We start from the raw sequence: 19,925 nt of genomic DNA, 5'->3' as shown, positions 1-19,925 counted from the left end.
GCCGGGAAGGCACCCGCCCGGCGGACAGCGCTCGCCCGCACGGCGGGGCTGACGGACAGTCGGAGAAACCCCTCCACCGCCCGGAAGGCCCCGCCGTGCACCTTCGCCTCCCCGCCGCGCTCGCCGCCCTCGCCCTCGGCCTGGCCCTCGCGTCCGCCGCCGTCGCCGTCGCCGACGACGACCCCGACGCCTCGGACGCCGACACGGTCGTCGAGATCACCGAGGCCACCATCGACCCGGAGAGCCCCGACCTGGTCCGGGTCGACCTCAGCTACACCTGCGCCCCCGCCGACGGCCCGCGCTCCCTCAACACCTCCGTCGAGCAGACCGACCCCGAGGACCCCGCCACCATCGCCTTCGGCTCCACCCGCACCTTCCCCGCGCAGATCGAGTGCGACGGCGCCGAGCACAGCCGGACCGTCGTGGTGCAGTCCAAGACCAGCGACTGGCTGACCGGCGTGGACGCCGTGGTGATCACCACCCTCACCGACCTCGGCGCGGCCCCGCCCGCCTCCGCCGACGCCCAGCAACTCGTCCTCGACCTGCCGTCGGACGACTGAGGACTTCTGCCGGTCCGTCAGCCGACCGGCCGTCAACCCCGGCGCGCCGCCCGCCCGCCACCGCCCGGGCCGCCCAGACTGGACGCCGGACGGAAGGACACCACGCATGGCGCACCCCATCACCGCCGGTGACCGGAGCACCGAGGTGCGCCGCTGGCGGGCCCTCGCGGTGTGCCTGGTCGCCGGCTTCATGACGCTGCTGGACGTGTCGATCGTCAACGTCGCCCTGCCGTCGGTGCGCACCGGCCTGCACATGTCGGAGGCCGGACTCCAGTGGGTGCTGTCCGGCTACTCGCTGGCGTTCGGCCTGGTCCTGGTGCCCGCCGGGCGGCTCGGCGACGCGATCGGCCGCCGCCCGGTGTTCCTCACCGGCCTCGCCCTGTTCACCGCCACCAGCGCGCTGGCCGGCGCCGCCCAGAACGAGGCCTGGCTGGTGATCGCCCGGCTGCTGCAGGGCATGTCCGGCGGACTGCTGGTGCCGCAGGTCTCCGGCTTCATCCAGCAGCTGTTCCGCGGCGGCGAACGGGCCCGCGCGTTCGGCCTGCTCGGCACCACCATCGGCTTCTCCACCGCCGTCGGCCCGCTGCTCGGCGGCCTGCTGATCGCCGCGTTCGGCACCGAGGAGGGCTGGCGGTGGGTGTTCTACGTCAACCTGCCGATCGGCCTGACCCTCCTGCCGTTCGCCGGCCGCCTGCTGCCCGCCCCCACCCCCGACACCTGCGCCCGCCGCGACTTCGACCCGGTCGGGGTGCTGCTGCTCGGCACCGGCACCGTCCTGCTGCTGCTCCCGCTGGTCCAGGCCCAGTGGCACGACTCCCGCAAGTGGCTGCTGCTGGCCGGATCGGTGCTGCTGCTCGCCGCGTTCGCCGGGTGGGAGCACCGGTACGCCCGCGCCCGCGAACCGCTGGTCCACCCCGCGCTGTTCCGCACCCGGTCGTTCACCTCCGGCTCGCTGGTGTCGCTGCTGTACTTCGCCGGGTTCACCGCCGTGTTCTTCGTCTTCACGCTGTACCTGCAGGCCGGCCGCGGCTACAGCGCGCTGTACGCGGGCCTGGCGATCACCCCGTTCGCGCTGGCCTCCGCGGTGGCCTCAACCGTCGGCGGGCGGATCGTGGTCCGCTACGGGCGGCGGCTGATCGCGTTCGGCCTGGCCACCGTCGCCGTCGGCCTGGCGTTCGCCGCGCTCGCCGTCCACCTGTTCAACGGCCCGTTCGTCGGCTGGGCCACCGCCCTGCCGCTGCTGGTGGCCGGCCTCGGCAGCGGCCTGGTGGTCTCCCCGAACCAGGCCCTCACCCTGAACGAGGTGCCCGTCGCCCGGGCCGGCAGCGCGGGCGGAGTCCTGCAGACCGCCCAGCGGATCGGCTCCGCCGCCGGCATCGCCACCGTCGGCGCGACCTTCTTCGGCCACCTGCACACCCCCGCCGACTACCCGGGGGCGTTCCAGCTCAGCCTCGCCGTGGTGATCGCCTTCGTGCTGCTGGCACTGGTCGCGGCGGTGCGGCCCTGAGACACGGGCAGGTGGCGGACCAGGGGCGCGGGCAGGTGGCAAACCAGGGGCGGTGGGGGTACCCCCAGCGCCCCTGGACGTGCGTCCCCTACCGCCGCGGCCCGGCGAAGCCGTACAGCGCGGTGCCGACCAGCAGCAGGGCCGACGCCGTCACGGTGGCCTCCGTGGTGCCGGCGGGCTGGGTCAGCCACATGCCGACCCGGCCCGCCGGGCCGCCCAGCGGCGGGACCAGCATGGTGAAGGCGAGCCAGCCGGTCGGCAGCGCCCACGCGTACGTGGCGCCCCAGCAGGCGGCGCCGAGCGCGGCCAGGCCCGACAGGCCGGCGCTGTCGCGGACCACCACCGAGGCGGCGGCCAGGTGGGGCCCGGCGGCCTGGACGGCCAGCAGGGCCGCGCCGCCGACGGCGCCGATCAGCAGGACGTGCGCGGCCCGGCGCGGCGCCCAGCGGATCGCGGCGGTGCGGTCGAGCACCGCGTCCTGCCCGCCGAGGCCGACGATCGCGGCCAGCACGTTCGCGGTCAGCACGAACGCGGTGGTCCCCAGGTCCTCCGAGCCCTTCGGAGCGCCGTCCACCAGCGCCCACACCGTCAGCGCGACGGCCGCGACCACGGCCGCCGACAGCGGCACCTGACGCGAACGGGCGTACAGCACCAGCCAGTTCATCGGGCCTCCGGTCCGGTCAGGACAGTCGCACGGTGGTCCACCGAGCAGGTCAGCGCGGCGTCGTGCAGCGCGGCGATCCGGGCCCGCTGCTCGGCCGGGGGAGTGGCGGCGAACGCCGTCCAGGCGGCCCGGGCGTCCTCCCAGCCCTGCCGGTCGTACGTGCTGGTGCCCGGGGTCTCCACCGGGACCAGGGCGCTCTCGCCGAGCGCCCAGCTCGCGGCGACGCTCTGCGTGGCGGCGTCCTCGATCATCCCGCCCTCCCGGTCGGTGCGGGCGTAGCAGGTCGGGACGAGGCCCTGCGCGACCAGGGCGCGGGTGAGGTCCCGACCGCTCGCGTGGGCGAACTCCCGTTCGTCGAAGTCCACCAGGACCGTTCCGGCGTCGATCCGCCGCACCCCGGCGAGGGCACGCGGCTCGGCGTCCTCGCGGATCGCCTGCGGCGCCCGGTCGCCCAGTACCTCGTGCAGGATCTGCAGCGCCTCCGCGCCGCGCGCCGACAGTTCGGGCAGCCGGTGCCGGTTCGCCGTCGTCACGCACACCGGTCCGTCGCAGACCGGCCGGGCCGCCGCCGCGTCCACCACGTACGTGCCGCGGGCGTCGCCGGGCAGCACCCCCAGCGCCAGCGCCGCGCCCACCAGCACCGGGACGAGGGACAACAGCCGGGCGCGGCCGTTCGCGGCGACCAGCAGCGCGAAGCCGGTCGCGGCCAGGCCCAGCAGCCACAGCGTCTGGCCGAGGTGGACGGAGCCGGACAGGGTGAGCAGCGACTCCCGCGGATCGACCGTCACCGGGGAGAGCAGGGCGATCCGGTTCGGTGCGAAAGGGGCGTCGGGCAGCGCGCCGTCGGTGGTGAACCGCAGCAGCATGGACACCGTCATCAGCGAGAGCACCACCAGCGCGGGCGGCGTCAGCACCGACGGCACGGCCCGCGCCACGCCCATGCCGAACACCGCGGCCGCCGCCAGGGCGAGCACCGCCACCAGCGAGATCGGCACCCAGCCCAGCGGCCGGTACCGGGTGTCGCCGAGCGCCACCTGCACTCCGCCCGCCACCACCACCAGGCCGAACCCGGCCATCAGTACCCCGGCCATCGCCCCGGCGGGCAGCGCGGCGCGCCGCCAGGCCGGCTTCGGCACGGTGCCGAACAGCTCCGCCGTCCCCGAACGGGCGTCGCGCAGGCCGTACAGTGCGCCGACGCCGACCGACAGCGGCCACCAGAAGGCCAGCAGCCAGCGCGTCCACATCGCCATCGGCGTCCACTGCGCCGTCCAGCCGGCCGTGCCGCGCCACCAGATGCCGTCGATCGCGAACAGGATCGCCAGCGAGCCGCCGAGCACCAGCAGCCCGGCCCAGGGTGCGGCCGAGCGTCGCAGCTCGGTCCGCAGCACACGTGTGTTCACCAGATGCCCCCGGGCTGCTCGGTGTGGCGGAGCAGCGCCGAGTAGCCGCGCTCCAGCGGGCTGTCGCCCGGGTGCTCGGGCCCGCCGGCGGCGGCGAGGTCGTCCGGGGTGCCCTGGAAGACCAGGCGGCCGTCCGCGAACAGCACCACGTCGGAGCAGGCGGCGGCGACGTCCTCGACCAGATGGGTGGAGACCACCACGCAGGTGTCCCGGCCGAGTTCCTGGAGCAACTCGCGGAATCGCAGCCGCTGCGCCGGGTCCAGCCCGGCGGTCGGCTCGTCGAGCAGCAGCAGGTCGGGGTCGTTGACGATGGCCTGGGCGATGCCGGCCCGCCGCACCATGCCGCCGGACAGCGTCTTCATCCGGTGGTCGGCGCGGTCCGCGAGACCGACCCGCTCCACCGCCCGCTGGACGGCGCCCGGGATCTCGGCCTTCGGGACCTCCTTCAGCCAGGCCATGTACTCGACGAACTCGCGGACGGTGAACCGCCGGTAGTAGCCGAAGTCCTGCGGCAGGTAGCCGATCCGGCGGCGCAGCGCCCGCAGCTCGGCGTGCCCGGCAGGAGTGCCGAGCAGTTCCAGCTCGCCGCCGGCCGGGCGCAGCACGGTGGCCAGCGCCCGGATCAGCGTGGTCTTGCCGGCCCCGTTCGGGCCCAGCAGGCCGTGGGCGCCGGTGCCCAGGGCGAGGTCGAGGCCGTTGACGGCCATTTTCTTGCGTCCGGCCCGAACGAGCAGGCCCTCGGCCCGGATCTCCCAGGCGTGGGTTTTGGGCGCGACGGAGGCCGCGCTGACGGCGCGTGGCATGGAGGTGGTTCCTTCCGGAAGGGGGTGGATCAGGTACGGGGCGCCGCGTAGGCGCGGCGGTGGGCGAGCACGGTGGCTACGGAGGACGGGCAGCTGCTCGGGCTGCCGGAGGGAAAGGGGCCGGTCAGGTACGGGGCGCCGCGTAGGCGCGGCGGCGGAGGAGCACGGTGGCGGCGCCGAGGGCGAACAGCAGCGCCCAGCCGGGCAGTTGCTCGGGCCGCAGCACGAACGGCAGGCGGCCGGTGGCCCAGACGGGGGCCGCGACGGCGGCGGCCCAGACGGCGACCAGGGCGGCGGCGGCACGGCCGACGCCGACGATGCTGCCGAGGGCGAGGGCGGTGGTGGTGAAGGCGAGCGAGGGCAGCAGCCACTGAGCGGCCGTCATCTCCCCGGTCAGCGCGCCCGCCGCCAGCAGCACCGGCACCACCGCGGCCAGTGCGGCGGCGGTGCGCCGGAGCAGCAGCGGGAGGCCGGAGCGCGGAGTGGCGGCGGTCAGCTCGTGCGCCGGGTCGAGGCCGGGCGCCCAGGCCGCGGCGGCCGCGCACAGCGGCAGCACGGGCGCGACCAGCAGCAGCGGCGACACCCGGCCGAGCGGCTCCGGCGGCCCCGAGGAGTCCAGCACCAGCGCCAGCAGCATCACCGCGAGGGCGGTCAGCAGCCAGGGCACCACGGCCGGCGCGGCCCAGGCCGGCCGCCACCGGGCCGGTCGGCGACGGACGGCCGCCGGGCCGGCCGCGTCCAACTGCGGTCCGAGCGCGGCACGGACGGAGTCGACGAGCACGGCGACGTCGGGTGCCGCGGCGGGCACCGCCGCGGCGAGCAGGCCCCGGCAGGGCGCGCAGCCCTCCAGGTGCGCCTCCAGCGCCCAGACGGTGTCCGCGGGCAGGTCGGAGCCGCCGCGCAGGTACGCGCCGATCAGCCCGGCCGATGCGTGTTCCGCGCTCATGCCAGTTCCTTCCGCATCGCGATCCGGGCCCGGCGGGCACGGGTCTTGACCGTGCCCTCGGGCAGTCTGAGCAGGACGGCGGTCTCCCGGACGGACAGCCCGTCCAGCACGGTGGCCTGCAGCACCGCGCGCAGCTCGGGGGCCAGGCGCCGCAGCGCGTCCCCCACGTCGCCGCCGATCGCGGCGGCCAGTGCCTCGTCCTCGGCGGCCGGGGCATTGGCCGGGTGGGCCGCGGCGGCCGGCGGCTCGGCGTGGTGCGCCCGGCGGCGGAACGCGTCGACCAGTCGGCGGGCCGCGATGGTCCACAGCCAGCCGACGGCACTGCCGCCCACCACGCTGCCCGCGAACGCGCCGGCCGCGCGCCACACCGCCAGGAACGTCTCCTGCATCACCTCGGCGACGATCTGCTCGTCCGCGCAGCGGCGGCGCAGACGCACCGCCAGCCACGGTGCGGTGCGCCGGTACAGCTCGTCGAACGCCCCGCGATCGCCTTTGGCGACCAGGCGGAGCAGACGTTCCTCGTCCAGCTCGTCCAGTGCTCTCCTGCGTGCTCTCACACCTGCCAGACGCGAGGGCCTGCGCCCGGGTTCTTGCCGAGGCGTGATCCCCGTCACATGTCGTCCGGGGTGCTACTCCGGGCAGCGAGACTCGCGCGAGCCGGCGGGCGACCAATCAGGGGCGCCGGCGAAGCCGAGGGGGCGGAACTGCGCGACAAGCGCACGCCACATCCGTAAGGTCGCGACCACGTGCAGGTCACTGTCCTGCATCGCGATCTCGCGGTCGGGTGCCTTCCGCTGCGCGCAGGTCCCAGCGCCCCTGTTCTCGCGCTCTCCCGTGCTGCCCTCAGGCCAGCCCCGCGACCCCGCGGACGGCGACCCGCAGGGCCGCGGCCGGGTCGCCGACGGCGCCGGTCGCGCGCCAGCCGACGAAGCCGTCGGGGCGGACCAGGACCGCGCCGCCGGGGTGCAGGCCGTAGGCCTCGGGCCAGGTGGTGGGGGAGACCGGGCCGGTGGGGCGGGCGCCGGAGGGGAGGTCGGCGGGGGGTTCGGGCAGCAGGTCGCCGCCCTCGCCGACGAGCAGGCAGCGCAGTGGTGCTCCGGTCTGCGCGGCCACCTGCCGGGCGGCCGTCGGCCAGGCGCTCCCGCCCGCGGCGGGGGCCAGCAGCAGCGGGCCGGCATCGAACAGGTCGAGGGTGGACAGCCGCGTCCCGGCGGCGTCGCGCAGCCACACGTGCGGGGCCCGGGTGCCGGGCTCGCCGGTGGCGGCGAAGCGCTCGGGGACGACGCCCGCCGTGGCGTCCGCGCCGACCAGCGCGCCCTCGGGGTAGCGGTAGCCGAGGGCCACCGCCAGCACGTTGGTGCGCGGCCCGCCGGCGGGCGCCGCGTCGAAGCCGGGGTGCTGGTGCTCGACGGAGCGGGCCGCCGCCCGGGCCGCGGTCTGCACGGCGACCGGACGACGCTCGCTCTCGTAGGAGTCCAGCAGCCGCGGCCCGCCCCAGCCGGCCAGCACGGCGGCCAGCTTCCAGGCCAGGTTGTGGGCGTCCTGGATGCCGGTGTTGGAGCCGAACGCGCCGGTCGGCGGCATCTCGTGGGCGGCGTCGCCGACCAGGAAGACCCGGCCCGCGCCGTACCGGTCCGCGACGCGTTCGGCGGCGTGCCACGGGGCCCGGCCGGTGATCTCCACCTCCAGGTCGGGCACGCCGGCGGCGGCGCGGATGTGCGCGACGCAGCGGACGTCGGTGAAGTCCTCGACGCTCTCGCCGCGTTCGGGGTGCCAGGGCAGGTGGAACACCCACTGCTCGCGGTTGTCGACGGGCAGCAGCGCGCCGGCTCCCGCCGGGTCGGTCAGGTAGCAGGCGATGAAGCGCCGGTCGCCGACCACGTCCGCCAGCCGCTTGGCCCGGAAGGTGACGCTGACGTTGTGGAACAGGTCGCCGCGCCCGGACTGGCCGATGCCCAGGCGTTCCCGGACGGGGCTGCGCGGCCCGTCCGCGGCGATCAGATAGTCGGCCCGCACCTCGCGTTCCTCGCCGGTGGCCCGGTCCAGCAGTCGCGCCGTCACCCCGTCGGCGTCCTGCTCGAAGGAGAGCAGCTCGGTGTTGAGCCGGAGGTCGCCGCGCTCGGCGGCGTGCCGCAGCAGCACCGGCTCCAGGTCGTTCTGGCTGCACAGGCACCACGCGGAGGGGCTGAACCTGGCCAGGCCACCGCCGGGGTCGATCTCCCGGAACAGCCACTCCTGTTCGCCGCCGGACAGCGTCTCGGCCTGCAGGATGCCGTGGTTGTCGGCCAGCACCGACGCGGCCGCCCGGATGTCGTCCTCCACCCCGGCGGCGCGGAACAGCTCCATGGTGCGCAGGTTGTTGCCGCGCCCGCGCGGGTGCCGGGAGGTCTCGGCGTGCCGCTCCACCAGCAGGTGCGGCACGCCGAGCCGGCCGAGGAAGAGGGACGCCGACAGCCCCACCAGGGAACCGCCCGAGATCAGGACCGGAACCCGGTCCGCCATCTGTGTGTTCATCAGCTCTGTTCCATCCGTGCGGGGCGCTGGATGCGCCAGACCCTGCATCCATCCCCCGCCGCCGACGGTCACGCAGGGTGCTTCGCCCGGATGGCCGTGAAGTCTCGCGCCCGCCCCGGCCCCCCGTTGACGATCGAGTGCGAACCAGGCCCCGCCCGCCGACCGGACCCGCACCGACGACCGGCCGGGGGCCTCCCAGTGCGAACCAACGACAGGATCCGCCGCCATGACCCTGCTCTCCGAACCCGAGGAGACCGCCACCACCGTCCGGCCCGCCGCGGGCCGGCTTCGCGTCGTCCTGATGCTCGACGTCCACGACGGCGCACAGGACCACTTCCTGGACGTCTACGAGCTGCTGCGCCATCAGGTGTCCGCCGTCCCCGGCCACATCAGCGACCAGCTCTGCCAGTCCATCGACGACCCGGCCCGCTGGCTGATCACCAGCGAATGGGAGGACGCCGCGCCGTTCCTCGCCTGGGTCGACAGCCCCGCCCACCGCGACATGGTCAAGCCGCTGCACGGCTGCGTCCGCGACACCCGCTCGCTGCGCTACACCGTGCTGCGCGAGACCCAGGGCGAGCGCACCTTCGACAGCCCCGCCGCCCCGCTGCGCCCCGGCGAGCACCACCCCGGCGTGCCCGCCGCGCCCCGGCCCGGCCCCGACGGCGTGGTCCGGCACGCGCTCAGCTTCACCGTCAAGCCCGGCACCGAGGCCAAGGCCGCCGAACTGCTGGCCGGCTACCGCTCCCCGCAGGCCCGGGTCGACGACACCACCCGGCTGCTGCGCACCTCGCTGTTCATGCGCGGCAACCGGATCGTGCGCTGCGTCGAAGTGGCCGGCGACCTGGTCGCCGCGCTGCGGCACGTCGCCCAGCAGCCCGAGGTGCGGGCCGTCGAGGAGGCCATCAACCCGTACCTGGAGGAGGACCGCGACCTGGACGACCCGATGTCCGCCCGGGTGTTCTTCCAGCACGCCGCGCTGCCCGCCGTCCACCACCACGCCGCGCTCAAGTCCGGCCAGGTGCAGCGGCACGCCTACCTGTACCCGGTCCGTCCCGGCTGCGGCGCGGCGCTCGCCGAACTGCTGGCCGGCGAGGACGCGCACGCCGCCGCCGACCCCGGCTCGCCGCTGGTGCGGGCCACCGTCCACCGCCGCGACGACCTGGTGGTCCGGCTGGTCGACCTGCTCACCGACCCCGCGAGCGACCCCGCCACCGCCCTCGGCGTGGCCGGCCCGCGCGCCGCCGCGGTGCTCGGCAAGCTCGCCGACATCCCCGCCGAACACCCCGTGCCCAGCGCCGACGGCCTGCGCCACCTGCTCGCCGAGTGCGCGATGACACCCGTCACCGACCGCCGCTCGGCCGACGTCTGACCACCCCGCCCGTTCAAACCGTCACGCCGGAGAGGAAGCCCACCATGACCACCGAGATGCCACGAGTCGTCCACATCGACGACGCGCCCCCGAATCGCAAGCGCGGCGGCGACCTGCGGGCCATGCTCACTCCGCCGGTGGTCGGTGCGACCAGCGGATTCATGGGAGTGGCGATCATCGAGCCGGGAGAGCGGATCGGCGAGCACTACCACCCGTACTCCGAGGAGTTCGTGTTCGTGATGTCCGGCGAACTCGAGGTCGACCTGGACGGCAAGACCCAGCCGCTGCGGCCCGACCAGGGCCTGATGATCCCGATCGGGATGCGGCACCGGTTCCGCAACGTCGGCGCCGGCCAGGCCCGGATGGTGTTCCACCTGGGGCCGCTGGCACCGCGCCCCGACCTCGGCCACGTCGACACCGAGGAGCACTGCGACACCGAATCGGGGCCGCCGGAACCCGCCGGGGCGGCCTCGTGAACCGCCGTGTCGCGGTGACCGGGATCGGCGTGGTCGCGCCCGGCGGCATCGGCGTCCCGCAGTTCTGGGCGCTGCTCACCGACGGGCGCACCGCCACCCGCGGCATCACCCTGTTCGACCCCGACGGCTTCCGTTCCCGGATCGCCGCCGAGTGCGACTTCGACCCCGCCGCCCACGGACTGACCGCCGACCAGATCGCCCGCAACGACCGCTACGTGCAGTTCGCGCTGGTCGCCGCCGACGAGGCGATCGCCGACGCCGGACTCGACCCCGGGCGCGAGGACCCGTGGCGGATGGGCGTCTCGCTCGGCACCGCGGTCGGCGGCACCACCCGACTCGAACACGATTACGTGCTGGTCAGCAGCCGCGGCGAGCACTGGGGCGTCGACCACCGGCCCGCCGAACCGCACCTGGAACGGGCGTTCACCCCGGCCACGCTGGCCTCCGCGGTCGCCGAACGGATCGGCGCGCACGGCCCCGTGCAGACCGTCTCCACCGGCTGCACCTCGGGCCTGGACGCCGTCGGCTACGCCGCCCTCGCCATCGAGGAGGGCCGCGCCGACGTGATCGTCGCCGGAGCCTGCGACTCGCCGATCTCCCCGATCACCGTCGCCTGCTTCGACGCCATCAAGGCCACCTCCGCCCGCAACGACGACCCCGAGCACGCCTCCCGCCCCTTCGACAAGAGCCGCGACGGCTTCGTGCTCGGCGAGGGCGGCGCCGTCGTCGTGCTGGAGGAGTGGGAGCACGCCGAGCGGCGCGGCGCCCGGATCTACGCCGAACTCGGCGGCTTCGCCACCTTCGGCAACGCCTACCACATGACCGGCCTCACCCAGGAAGGCGTGGAGATGTCCGAAGCCATCGACCGCGCCCTCGCCCACGCCCGGCTGCCCGGCGACGCCATCGACTACGTCAACGCGCACGGCTCCGGCACCAAGCAGAACGACCGGCACGAGACCGCCGCTGTCAAACGCTCCCTCGGCGCACACGCCAGGCGCACCCCGATGAGCTCCATCAAGTCGATGGTCGGGCACTCGCTCGGCGCGATCGGCGCCATCGAACTGGTCGCCTGCACCCTCGCCCTGCACCACGGCGTGGTCCCGCCGACCGCCAACTACACCGAACGCGACCCCGAGTGCGATCTCGACTACGTCCCCCGCACCGCCCGCGAACTGCCGCTGCGCCACGTGCTGTCGGTGGGCAGCGGCTTCGGCGGCTTCCAGTCCGCAGTGGTGCTGAGCAGAGCGGAGGCGGCATGAGCCCCACCCGCAGTGCGGTGATCACCGGCGTCGGCGTGGTCTCCCCGCACGGCATCGGCGCCGACGACTACTGGAAGGCCCTCGGCGAGGGCCGTTCCGCGCTGTCCCGGATCGACCGCGAAGGCTGCGAGAACCTCCCGCTGAAGATCGCCGGCCTGGTCCGCGGTTTCGACGCCGAGGAGTACGTCGAGCCGCGCTACCTGGTGCAGACCGACCGGTTCACCCACTTCGCGATGGCCGCCGCCGAACTCGCCATGGCCGACGCCCACCTGACGTCCCACCCGGACGACCCGTTCCAGGTGGCCGTGGTCACCGCCGCGGGCTCGGGCGGCGGCGAGTTCGGCCAGCGCGAACTCCAGCACCTGTGGGCCGAAGGACCCCACCACGTCGGCCCGTACCAGTCGATCGCCTGGTTCTACGCCGCCTCCACCGGCCAGATCTCCATCCGCGGCGGCTTCAAGGGACCGTGCGGCGTGGTCGCCTCCGACGAGGCCGGCGGCCTCGACGCGCTCGCGCACGCCGCCCGCGCCGTCGGCCGCGGCACCGACACCGTGCTGGCCGGCGCCGCCGAAGCACCCATCGCCCCGTACTCGATGGTCTGCCAACTCGGCTACCCGGGGCTGTCCACCGCCGACGACCCCGATCGCGCCTACCGGCCGTTCGGCTCCGACGCGGTCGGCTTCGTCCCCGCCGAGGGCGGCGCCATGTTCGTGGTCGAGGACGCCGAGAGCGCCCGCCGGCGCGGCGCCCGCACCCGGGCCCGGATAGCCGGACACACCGCCACCTTCACCGGCGCCGCCCGCTGGGCCGAGAGCCGCGAAGGGCTCGCCCACGCCGTCCGCGGCGCCCTCGCCGAGGCGCACTGCGCGCCCGACGAGATCGACGTGGTCTTCGCCGACGCCCTCGGCGTCCGCGAGGCCGACCGCGCCGAAGCCCTCGCCCTGGCCGACGCCCTCGGCGACCACGCCGAGCGGGTACCCGTCACCGCCCCCAAGGCCGGCTTCGGCCGGGCCCACTGCGGCGCCCCCGCGCTGGACGTGGCCGCCGCCGTGCTCGCCCTCGAACAGGGCCTGATCCCGCCCACCCCGCACACCGAGGACTGCCCCTACGGCCTCGACCTGGTCATCGGCCACCCGCGGCCCGCCGAACTGCGCACCGCCCTGGTGCTCAGCCGCGGCCAGATGGGCTCCAACACCGCCCTCGTGCTGCGCCGGGCCTGACCCCACCCCACCGCAAGGAGCAACAGATGGCATCCGAGATCACCTACGAGGAACTCGCCACCCTGATCAAGGTCCGGGCCGGCGTCCAGGTCACCGTCGACGCGCTCGCCGACCCGGGCTGCATGTTCCTCGACCTCGGCGTCGACTCGCTGGGAGTGCTCGGCGTCCTCTCCGACCTGGAGAACCGCTACGGCGTCTCCATCGACTCCTCCGAACTGCTCGGCCGTCCCGTCGCCGAGTTCCTGCAGACCGTCAACTCCACCGTGAAAGCTGGTGCCTGAGATGCCCGGACACACCGACAACACCATCCTCATCAACGCCCCCGTCGACCTGGTCTGGGACATGACCAACGACCTGGAGCAGTGGCCGCAGCTGTTCAGCGAGTACGCCTCCGTCGACGTCATCGACCGGCAGGGCCAGCGGGTGAAGTTCCGGCTCACCATGCACCCCGACGAGAACGGCCAGGTGTGGAGCTGGGTCTCCGAACGGGAGACCGACCGCGACGCGCTCTCCGTCCGCGCCCGCCGCGTCGAACCCGGCCCGTTCGAATTCATGGAGATCCGCTGGGAGTACGAGGACCTCGCGCAGGCCACCCGGATGCGCTGGGTCCAGGACTTCGCGATGAAGCCCACCGCCCCCGTCGACGACCTCCAGATGACCGACATGATCAACCAGAACTCCAAGGTCCAGATGGAACTGATCCGCGCCAAGGTCGAACACCGCGCCGGCGCGGCCGGATGACCGGCATGCACCGCGCCCTGATCGTCGCCCGGATGAAGCCCGGCACCGCCGACCACATCGCCGGCGTCTTCGCCGACTCCGACCGCGGCGCACTGCCCGGCCTGATCGGCGTCCGCGGCCGCAGCCTGTTCCAGTTCGGCGACGTCTACCTGCACCTGATCGAGTCCGACCGCCCCGCCGGACCCGAGGTCGCCAAGTACGCCGAGCACCCCGAGTTCCGCGACGTCAGCGAACGGCTCGCCGTCTACGTCGACGCCTACGACCCGGCGACCTGGCGCAGCCCCAAGGACGCCATGGCGCACGAGTTCTACCGCTGGGAACGCTGAACCACCCCCTGCCCGAGGACATCGAGCGGGGACCTGCACGGGAATTGCAGACGGGAAGGGAGAGCCGCCGTGGCCGAACAGAGCGAACCGGCGGACTGGGTGCGCTGCGAAGGCTGCGCCGGCCTGGTCTACGGCAGGCGCTACGCACGCGCCCTGCAGGTGTGCCCCGACTGCGGGCACCACGGGCGGCTCACCGCCCCGCAGCGGCTCGCCCAGCTCCTCGACCCGGGCACCGCCGAACCCATCGGACCGGTGCCCGCCGTGCACGACCCGCTCGGCTTCGTCGACAGCCGCCCCTACCAGGACCGCCTCGACGAGGCCCGCGACCGCACCGGCCTGCACGACGCGGTGCTGTGCGCCGCCGGGCAGATCGAGGGCCAGCCCTGCATCGCCGCCGTGATGGACTTCCGCTTCCTCGGCGGCAGCCTCGGCTGCGCCGTCGGCGCCCTCATCACGCACGCCGCCACCACCGCGCTGGACCGCCGGGTCCCGCTCGTCCTGGTCACCGCCAGCGGCGGCGCCCGGATGCAGGAGGGTGTGCTGTCGCTGATGCAGATGGCCAAGACCGCGCAGGCGATGGCCGAACTCGACGAAGCCGGCATCCTCACCGTCTCGGTGATCACCGACCCCACCTACGGCGGCGTCGCCGCCTCCTTCGCCACCCTCGCCGACGTCATCCTCGCCGAACCCGGCGCCCGCATGGGCTTCGCCGGACCCCGCGTCATCGAACAGACCACCGGCGAGAAACTCCCCGAAGGCTTCCAGACCGCCGAGTTCCTGCTCGCCCACGGCATGGTCGACGACGTCGTGCCCCGGGTCGGCATGCGCTCCGTCCTCGGCCGCCTGCTCGGCCTGCGACCCCCCACCGACCCCCGGCCGCCCGGCGACCCCGCCGCCATCCTGCGCGCCGCCGACGAACTCGCCGACCGCGACCCCTGGCAGAACGTCCGCCTCGCCCGGCACCCCGAACGGCCCACCACCCTCGACTACATCCGCCGCCTGGTCGACGACTTCCAGGAACTGCACGGCGACCGGCTCACCGAGGACTGCCCCGCCATCGTCGCCGGCACCGGACGCCTGGCCGGAACCCCCGTCGTCCTGATCGGCCACCACAAAGGCGGGCCCGACCTGGGCGAACGCCGACGCCGCCGGTTCGGCATGGCCCAGCCCGCCGGCTACCGCAAGGCCAACCGGCTGATGCGCCTCGCCGCGAAACTCGGCCTGCCCGTCGTCACCCTGATCGACACCCCCGGCGCCAACCCCGGACCCGAGGCCGAGACCGGCGGACAGGCCGCCGCGATCGCCGAGAACCTGCGGCTGATGGCCCGGCTGCCCGTTCCCATCGTCGCCGTGCTGATCGGCGAAGGCGGCAGCGGCGGGGCGCTCGCGCTCGCCGTCGCCGACCGCGTCCTGGTCAGCGCCAACGGCATCTACTCGGTGATCAGCCCCGAAGGCTGCGCCGCCATCCTGTGGAAGGACCCGCAGGCCGCACCCACCGCCGCCGCCTCGCTGCGGATGCACCCCGGCGACCTGCTCAGCCTCGGCGTCGTCGACGGCATCGTCCCCGAGCCGCCCGAAGGAGCCCACCAGGACCACGCCGCCGCGGCCGACCTGCTGGAGGCCGCCGTCACCGAGGCCCTGCGCGAACTGATCCCCTGGGACCCGGACCGGCTGCGCGCCGCCCGCCGGGCCCGCTTCCACAGCTACGGCGCCGACACCGGCGCCGGCGCGGCAGATTGGAGCCAGCCATGACCGTCGAGGTGAAACACCCGCCGTCCCGCGGACGGATCGCCCTCACCGGTGACGGATCCGGCGGCCCCGACCAGGTCGCGGACCTCGCCGAACTGTGCCGCAGCGTCGCCGAACTGGCCCGCACCAGCACCCGACCACCGCGCCGGATCCGGCTCGAACACCTCGGCACCGCCATCGAGGTCGAATGGGACGACCCCGGCGCCCCCGACGGCGGTGGCGTGCAGGTGACGGACGGTCAGGCCTCCTCGGCCGAACCGGAACCCCAGGACGGCCTGCACCACGTGTGCGCCCCGATGATCGGAACCTACTACCACGCGCCCGAACCGGGCGCGCCGCCGTTCGTCGCCGTCGGCGACACCGTCACCGCAGGCCAGCCGATCGGCATCCTCGAAGTGATGAAGATGATGAGCCCCGTCGAGGCCGACATCGCCGGCCGGGTGGTGGAGATCCTCGCCGCCGACGGCGCCGCAGTGGAGTTCCAGCAGCGGCTGATCGCCGTCGAACCCGCGTAGGGGGCCCGCATGTTCACCACCGTGCTGATCGCCAACCGCGGCGAGATCGCCCTGCGGATCGCCCGCACCTGCCGGGAGATGGGCATCCGCACCGTCGCCCTGTACTCCACCGCCGACCGCGACTCGGCGGTGGTCCGCTTCGCCGACCGGGCCGTCCACCTCGGACCGGCCGCCGCCCGAGCCAGCTACCTGCACATCCCGTCCATCGTCGAAGCCGCCCGGCTCGCCGGCGCCCAGGCCGTCCACCCCGGCTACGGCTTCCTCTCCGAGGACCCCGACTTCGCCGAGATCTGCGAAGCCAACGGCCTCACCTTCATCGGCCCGCCCCCGCAGGTCATCGAACAGCTCGGCGACAAATCGGTGGCCCGCCGACTGATGGCCGAAGCCGGCCTGCCCGTGCTGCCCGGCTCCACCGGCGCCGTCCGCAGCCCCGCCGAAGCCCGCGAGATCGCCGCCCGCACCGGCTACCCCGTCATCCTCAAAGCCGTCGCCGGGGGCGGCGGACGCGGCATGGCCGTCGTCCGCGACCCCGCCGACCTGCCCACCGCCTTCCAGGAGACCCGGGCCCACGCCCGCGCCGTCTTCGGCGACGAGCGGCTCTACCTGGAACGCTACGTCGACGGCGCCCGGCACATCGAGGTCCAGGTGCTCTGCGACCGCCACGGCAATGCCGTCCACCTCGGCGAACGCGACTGCTCCGTGCAACGCCGGCACCAGAAACTCATCGAGGAATCGCCCGCACCCAACCTGCCCGACCCGCTGCGCCACGAGATCTGCGCCGCCGCCGTCCGCGGCGCCCTCGCCGTCGGCTACGTCGGCGCCGCCACCTTCGAATTCGTGCTCGCTCCCGACGGGGCGTTCCACCTGATGGAGGTCAACTGCCGCCTCCAGGTCGAACACCCCGTCACCGAGATGGTCACCGGCATCGACCTGGTCCGCGAACAGCTCACCATCGCCGCCGGCGAACCCCTGACGCTCCGTCAGGACGCCGTCCGGCCGCGCGGCGCGGCCGTCGAGGCCCGGGTCAACGCCGAGGACCCCGAACGCGGCTTCCTGCCCACCCCCGGGCTGCTCACCGAATTCGTCCCGCCCGGCGGCCCGTTCGTCCGGGTCGACACCCACGCCTACCCCGGCTGGCCGATCGGCCCCGACTACGACTCGCTGCTCGCCAAGACCATCGCCTGGGCGCCCGACCGGGAACAGGCCGTCGCCCGCCTCGACCGCGCCCTCGCCGAGTTCCGCATCGACGGTCCGGGCGTCCGCACCACCACCGACTACCTGCGCCGCACCCTCGCCGACCCGCGCTTCCGGGCCGGCCGGCACACCACCGGGCTGGTCGCCGAGATGGCGGCGGAGGCCGCGGCCGGATAGAGCCGGTTCCGAAACGCCAGAAGCCGTCCGGACCGAGCTGGTCCGGACGGCTTCTGGCCGGCTGCGCCGTGTGGGCACTGGTCAGGGGACGGCGCAGGTGAACGCGTGCAGGTACGCGTTGACCGGGGCGACGGCCTTCAGCAGCAGGCCGGACTCCTCGATCAGCGCGGTCAGGCTGCCCAGGGTGTGCTTGGCGCCGCCCACGTTGAGCAGCAGCAGCAGGTCCATCGCGGTGGTGAACCGCATCGACGGGGAGTCGTCGACCAGGTTCTCCACGATCACCACCCGGGCGCCCGGGCGGGCCACCTGGCGCAGGTTGCGCAGCGTGCGGCGGGTGGATTCGTCGTCCCACTCCAGGATGTTCTTCACCAGGTACAGATCGGCCTGCACCGGGATCGCCACCCGGCAGTCGCCCGGCACCAGCCGCGCCCGGTCGGCCAGCGGGCCGCCCGGCAGCAGCCGCGGATCGGCGTGCTCGACCACCTTCGGTAGGTCCAGCAGCGTGCCGTGCAGGCCCGGGTGACGCTCCATCAGGGCCGCCAGCGCCTGCCCCTGGCCGCCGCCGATGTCGGCCGCCGTGGCGATGCCCGCCAGGTCCAGGAAGTCGGCCAGGTCCTGCGCGGACTGCCGGCTGGACTGCGTCATCGCCCGGTTGAACAGGGCCGCCGAGTCCGGCGCGTCGTCGTGCAGGTACTGGAAGAACTCCTTGCCGAAGGCGTCGGCGAACACGCTGCGCCCGGTGCGCACCGCGTCGTCCAGCCGGGACCAGGACTGCCACGTCCACGGCTCGGTGCACCACAGCGCGATGTCGCGCAGGCTGCCGGGCTCGTCGGTGCGCAGCAGGCGCGACAGCGGGGTGTGACGGAAGCGGCCGTCACCCGTCGCGGTGAACACCTCGTAGCAGACCAGGGCCCGCAGCAGGCGCTCCAACGGGACGGCCGGGACATCCAGGCGAACCGCCAACTCCTCTGCGGTGGCGGGTTGTTCGTCCAGCGCGTCGGCCAGTTTCAGGCTGGCGGCGGCGCGCACCGCGCCCGCGCAGGCGGCGCCGAAGGCCAGCTCGCGCAACAGCATCGCGGGCGGCACGCCGGGTGCGGCGGCCGTGCCGTCGGGTGTCGCGGCGGCTGCGACGGCGGGGGAGGAGGGCGGGACGGGTCGGGTCGGGGCGGAGGTCATGGGCGCGTCGGCCTTTCGTCGGGGCTGGAGGGCTCGGAGGGCCGGTCAGCAGTGGCCGGCGGGCTGGTCGGCGGACCGGTCAGCAGTGACCGGCGGGCTGGGAGGTGCGGCAGGAGTTGGTCATGAACGAACTCCCGTTGCGCTGGTCGAGGTCGGCGAGGTCGACCGGCAGGTTGTCGAGCAGGATGTTGTCGGTGACGACGGCGCGGGCGTTCGGCGCGCCCACCACGCTCGGGTACAGCACGATGCCGCCCGACATCGGCGACGTTCCGGAGTGGTCGGTGACCAGGTTCTCGGAGACCACCACGTCCTCGGTGCCGGTCAGCAGGATGCCCGTGCCCTGCACCGAGTCCAGGCGCGGATTGGGCTCGCAGTAGCGGTTGTTGGCGCGCACCACGTTGTTGGTGACGCTCAGCGAACCGGCCCGCGGCACCCCGTCGTCACCGACCACGAAGATGCCGCCGCAGTTGCCGGAGGCCAGGTTGCCGGTCGCCGTCAGGTCCCGCACCCGGCGCAGCTGCAGGCCGATCCGGTTGCCGGTCAGCCGGTTCGCCGCCACCTGGGTGCCGCGGGTCTCCAGCGCACCGCCCTTGCGGTCGAACCAGTTGGCGACGAAGATCCCCGCCTGCCCGTTGTCCCGGGCCTCGTTCTCGGTGAGCACGGTGCGGGTCGACATCTCCACGCTGATGCCCTGCAGGCCGTTGTCGTGGGACGCCACCTGGTGGACCGTCAACTTGTCGGTGACGGCGGCGGCGATCCCGTTCTTCGCGAAACCCGTCACCGCCAGCGACTCCACCACCGCGCCCGACACCGGCCGCACCGGCATCCCGCGGTCGTCCGCCACACCCGTCACGCACAGCCCGTTGCCGGCCGCGGCGCAGGCGCTGTGGTCGGCCGGGTCGGGCACCAGCACGGAGCGGTTGCCCTGCCCGCGCAGCGTCACCCCGTCGGTGGCGATGGTGACGCTGCCCGGGTAGTTGCCCGCCGCCAGCTCCACCACGTCACCCGGGCGGGCCGCGTCGACGGCGGCCTGCACGGAGGCGCCGGGCTGGACGCGGTGCACGTTCGGGCCGGCGGCGTTGGGGCGGGTGACGTCCGGCCGGGTGGCGTTGGGGCGGGTGGCGTCCGGCCGGGTGAGGTTCGGGCGGGTCACGGTCGGGGCGGTGGCGGTCGGGAAGGCCGGGGACGCCACGGCGAACGGCGAAGCCGGCACCGGGGCGGCGGCCAGCAGGGTCGGCACGGTGGCGGCAGAGGCGAGCAGAACGGCGGCGAGACGGGTTCGCGGGCGTGTCGAGGTGAAGAGAGGAGTCATCTGGGGGAGCCGAT

The 19,925-nt window shown here is 74.6% G+C and carries 20 protein-coding genes; 12 read left to right on the top strand and 8 right to left on the bottom strand.

All coding sequences use genetic code 11. From position 1 onward, the window contains the following. Nucleotides 1-95: 95 nt before the first annotated feature. Both CG736_RS01310 and CG736_RS01305 read left to right on the top strand, forming a co-directional pair. A complete protein-coding gene (locus tag CG736_RS01310; RefSeq protein WP_100584270.1) occupies nt 96-560 on the top strand; it encodes a hypothetical protein in 465 nt (154 codons plus the stop codon). A gap of 106 nt (nt 561-666) precedes the next feature. Next, nucleotides 667-2,067, top strand: a complete 1,401-nt coding sequence (locus CG736_RS01305) for an MFS transporter (protein WP_100584269.1) — start codon at nt 667-669, stop codon at nt 2,065-2,067. Between the two features lie 88 nt (nt 2,068-2,155). Here the strand turns inward: CG736_RS01305 and CG736_RS01300 are convergent, their stop codons facing one another. The 6 genes from CG736_RS01300 to CG736_RS01275 all read right to left on the bottom strand — a co-directional run bounded on the left by CG736_RS01300 (nt 2,156) and on the right by CG736_RS01275 (nt 8,394). After that, complete coding sequence (locus CG736_RS01300) at nt 2,156-2,731, bottom strand: hypothetical protein (RefSeq protein WP_100584268.1); 576 nt, start codon at nt 2,729-2,731, stop codon at nt 2,156-2,158. Further along, nucleotides 2,728-4,131 (bottom strand): hypothetical protein, encoded by a 1,404-nt coding sequence (locus CG736_RS01295; RefSeq protein ID WP_100584267.1) that lies wholly within the window; start codon nt 4,129-4,131, stop codon nt 2,728-2,730. The genes CG736_RS01300 and CG736_RS01295 overlap by 4 nt, the downstream gene beginning before the upstream one ends. Next, the gene (locus tag CG736_RS01290) at nt 4,128-4,934 is read right to left on the bottom strand and encodes an ABC transporter ATP-binding protein (protein ID WP_100584266.1); all 807 of its coding nucleotides are present in this window, start codon (nt 4,932-4,934) and stop codon (nt 4,128-4,130) included. The genes CG736_RS01295 and CG736_RS01290 overlap by 4 nt, the downstream gene beginning before the upstream one ends. Nucleotides 4,935-5,058: 124 nt before the next feature. Beyond that, on the bottom strand, nt 5,059-5,880 hold the full coding sequence (locus CG736_RS01285; RefSeq protein WP_100584265.1) for a zf-HC2 domain-containing protein: 822 nt from the start codon (nt 5,878-5,880) through the stop codon (nt 5,059-5,061). Next, nucleotides 5,877-6,437 carry an RNA polymerase sigma factor gene (locus CG736_RS01280; protein WP_100584264.1) on the bottom strand — a complete coding sequence of 187 codons (561 nt, stop codon included), beginning with the start codon at nt 6,435-6,437 and terminating at the stop codon, nt 5,877-5,879. The genes CG736_RS01285 and CG736_RS01280 overlap by 4 nt, the downstream gene beginning before the upstream one ends. Before the next feature lie 286 nt (nt 6,438-6,723). Continuing rightward, nucleotides 6,724-8,394: an FAD-dependent monooxygenase gene (locus tag CG736_RS01275; protein ID WP_100584263.1), complete on the bottom strand. Its 1,671-nt coding sequence runs from the start codon at nt 8,392-8,394 to the stop codon at nt 6,724-6,726. A 226-nt stretch (nt 8,395-8,620) separates the two neighbouring features. Here CG736_RS01275 and CG736_RS01270 point away from each other — a divergent pair, with 226 nt between their 5' ends. The 10 genes from CG736_RS01270 to CG736_RS01225 all read left to right on the top strand — a co-directional run bounded on the left by CG736_RS01270 (nt 8,621) and on the right by CG736_RS01225 (nt 17,423). Continuing rightward, complete coding sequence (locus CG736_RS01270) at nt 8,621-9,766, top strand: SchA/CurD-like domain-containing protein (RefSeq protein ID WP_100584262.1); 1,146 nt, start codon at nt 8,621-8,623, stop codon at nt 9,764-9,766. 44 nt (nt 9,767-9,810) lie between these two features. Beyond that, nucleotides 9,811-10,242, top strand: a complete 432-nt coding sequence (locus CG736_RS01265; RefSeq protein ID WP_043912008.1) for a cupin domain-containing protein — start codon at nt 9,811-9,813, stop codon at nt 10,240-10,242. Further along, the gene (locus tag CG736_RS01260) at nt 10,239-11,501 is read left to right on the top strand and encodes a beta-ketoacyl synthase (protein WP_100584261.1); all 1,263 of its coding nucleotides are present in this window, start codon (nt 10,239-10,241) and stop codon (nt 11,499-11,501) included. Before CG736_RS01265 ends, CG736_RS01260 begins: the two co-directional genes overlap by 4 nt. Beyond that, on the top strand, nt 11,498-12,721 hold the full coding sequence (locus CG736_RS01255; RefSeq protein WP_100584260.1) for a beta-ketoacyl synthase N-terminal-like domain-containing protein: 1,224 nt from the start codon (nt 11,498-11,500) through the stop codon (nt 12,719-12,721). The genes CG736_RS01260 and CG736_RS01255 overlap by 4 nt, the downstream gene beginning before the upstream one ends. Nucleotides 12,722-12,747: 26 nt before the next feature. After that, nucleotides 12,748-13,002, top strand: coding sequence for an acyl carrier protein (locus CG736_RS01250; RefSeq protein ID WP_100584259.1), 255 nt, complete (start codon nt 12,748-12,750; stop codon nt 13,000-13,002). 1 nt (nt 13,003) lies between these two features. Further along, nucleotides 13,004-13,462, top strand: coding sequence for an SRPBCC family protein (locus tag CG736_RS01245; RefSeq protein ID WP_043912013.1), 459 nt, complete (start codon nt 13,004-13,006; stop codon nt 13,460-13,462). Between the two features lie 5 nt (nt 13,463-13,467). Then, nucleotides 13,468-13,788 (top strand): TcmI family type II polyketide cyclase, encoded by a 321-nt coding sequence (locus CG736_RS01240; RefSeq protein ID WP_100584984.1) that lies wholly within the window; start codon nt 13,468-13,470, stop codon nt 13,786-13,788. 69 nt (nt 13,789-13,857) lie between these two features. Continuing rightward, complete coding sequence (gene accD / locus CG736_RS01235) at nt 13,858-15,540, top strand: acetyl-CoA carboxylase, carboxyltransferase subunit beta (protein WP_100584258.1); 1,683 nt, start codon at nt 13,858-13,860, stop codon at nt 15,538-15,540. Beyond that, complete coding sequence (locus tag CG736_RS01230; RefSeq protein ID WP_100584257.1) at nt 15,537-16,052, top strand: biotin/lipoyl-containing protein; 516 nt, start codon at nt 15,537-15,539, stop codon at nt 16,050-16,052. Before accD ends, CG736_RS01230 begins: the two co-directional genes overlap by 4 nt. Nucleotides 16,053-16,061: 9 nt before the next feature. After that, nucleotides 16,062-17,423 carry an acetyl/propionyl/methylcrotonyl-CoA carboxylase subunit alpha gene (locus CG736_RS01225; protein ID WP_100584256.1) on the top strand — a complete coding sequence of 454 codons (1,362 nt, stop codon included), beginning with the start codon at nt 16,062-16,064 and terminating at the stop codon, nt 17,421-17,423. Between the two features lie 81 nt (nt 17,424-17,504). On the opposite strand, the gene CG736_RS01220 is transcribed toward CG736_RS01225, so the two are convergent. Next, a complete protein-coding gene (locus tag CG736_RS01220; protein WP_100584255.1) occupies nt 17,505-18,599 on the bottom strand; it encodes a methyltransferase in 1,095 nt (364 codons plus the stop codon). A 79-nt stretch (nt 18,600-18,678) separates the two neighbouring features. Continuing rightward, entirely contained in the window at nt 18,679-19,911 is a 1,233-nt protein-coding gene (locus CG736_RS01215) for a nitrous oxide reductase family maturation protein NosD (RefSeq protein ID WP_100584254.1), read from the bottom strand. Between the last annotated feature and the right edge of the window lie 14 nt (nt 19,912-19,925).

This window comes from Kitasatospora sp. CB02891 (assembly GCF_002803145.1).
GTDB lineage: Bacteria > Actinomycetota > Actinomycetes > Streptomycetales > Streptomycetaceae > Kitasatospora > Kitasatospora griseola.
This window is presented reverse-complemented; position numbering and strand designations above follow the sequence as displayed.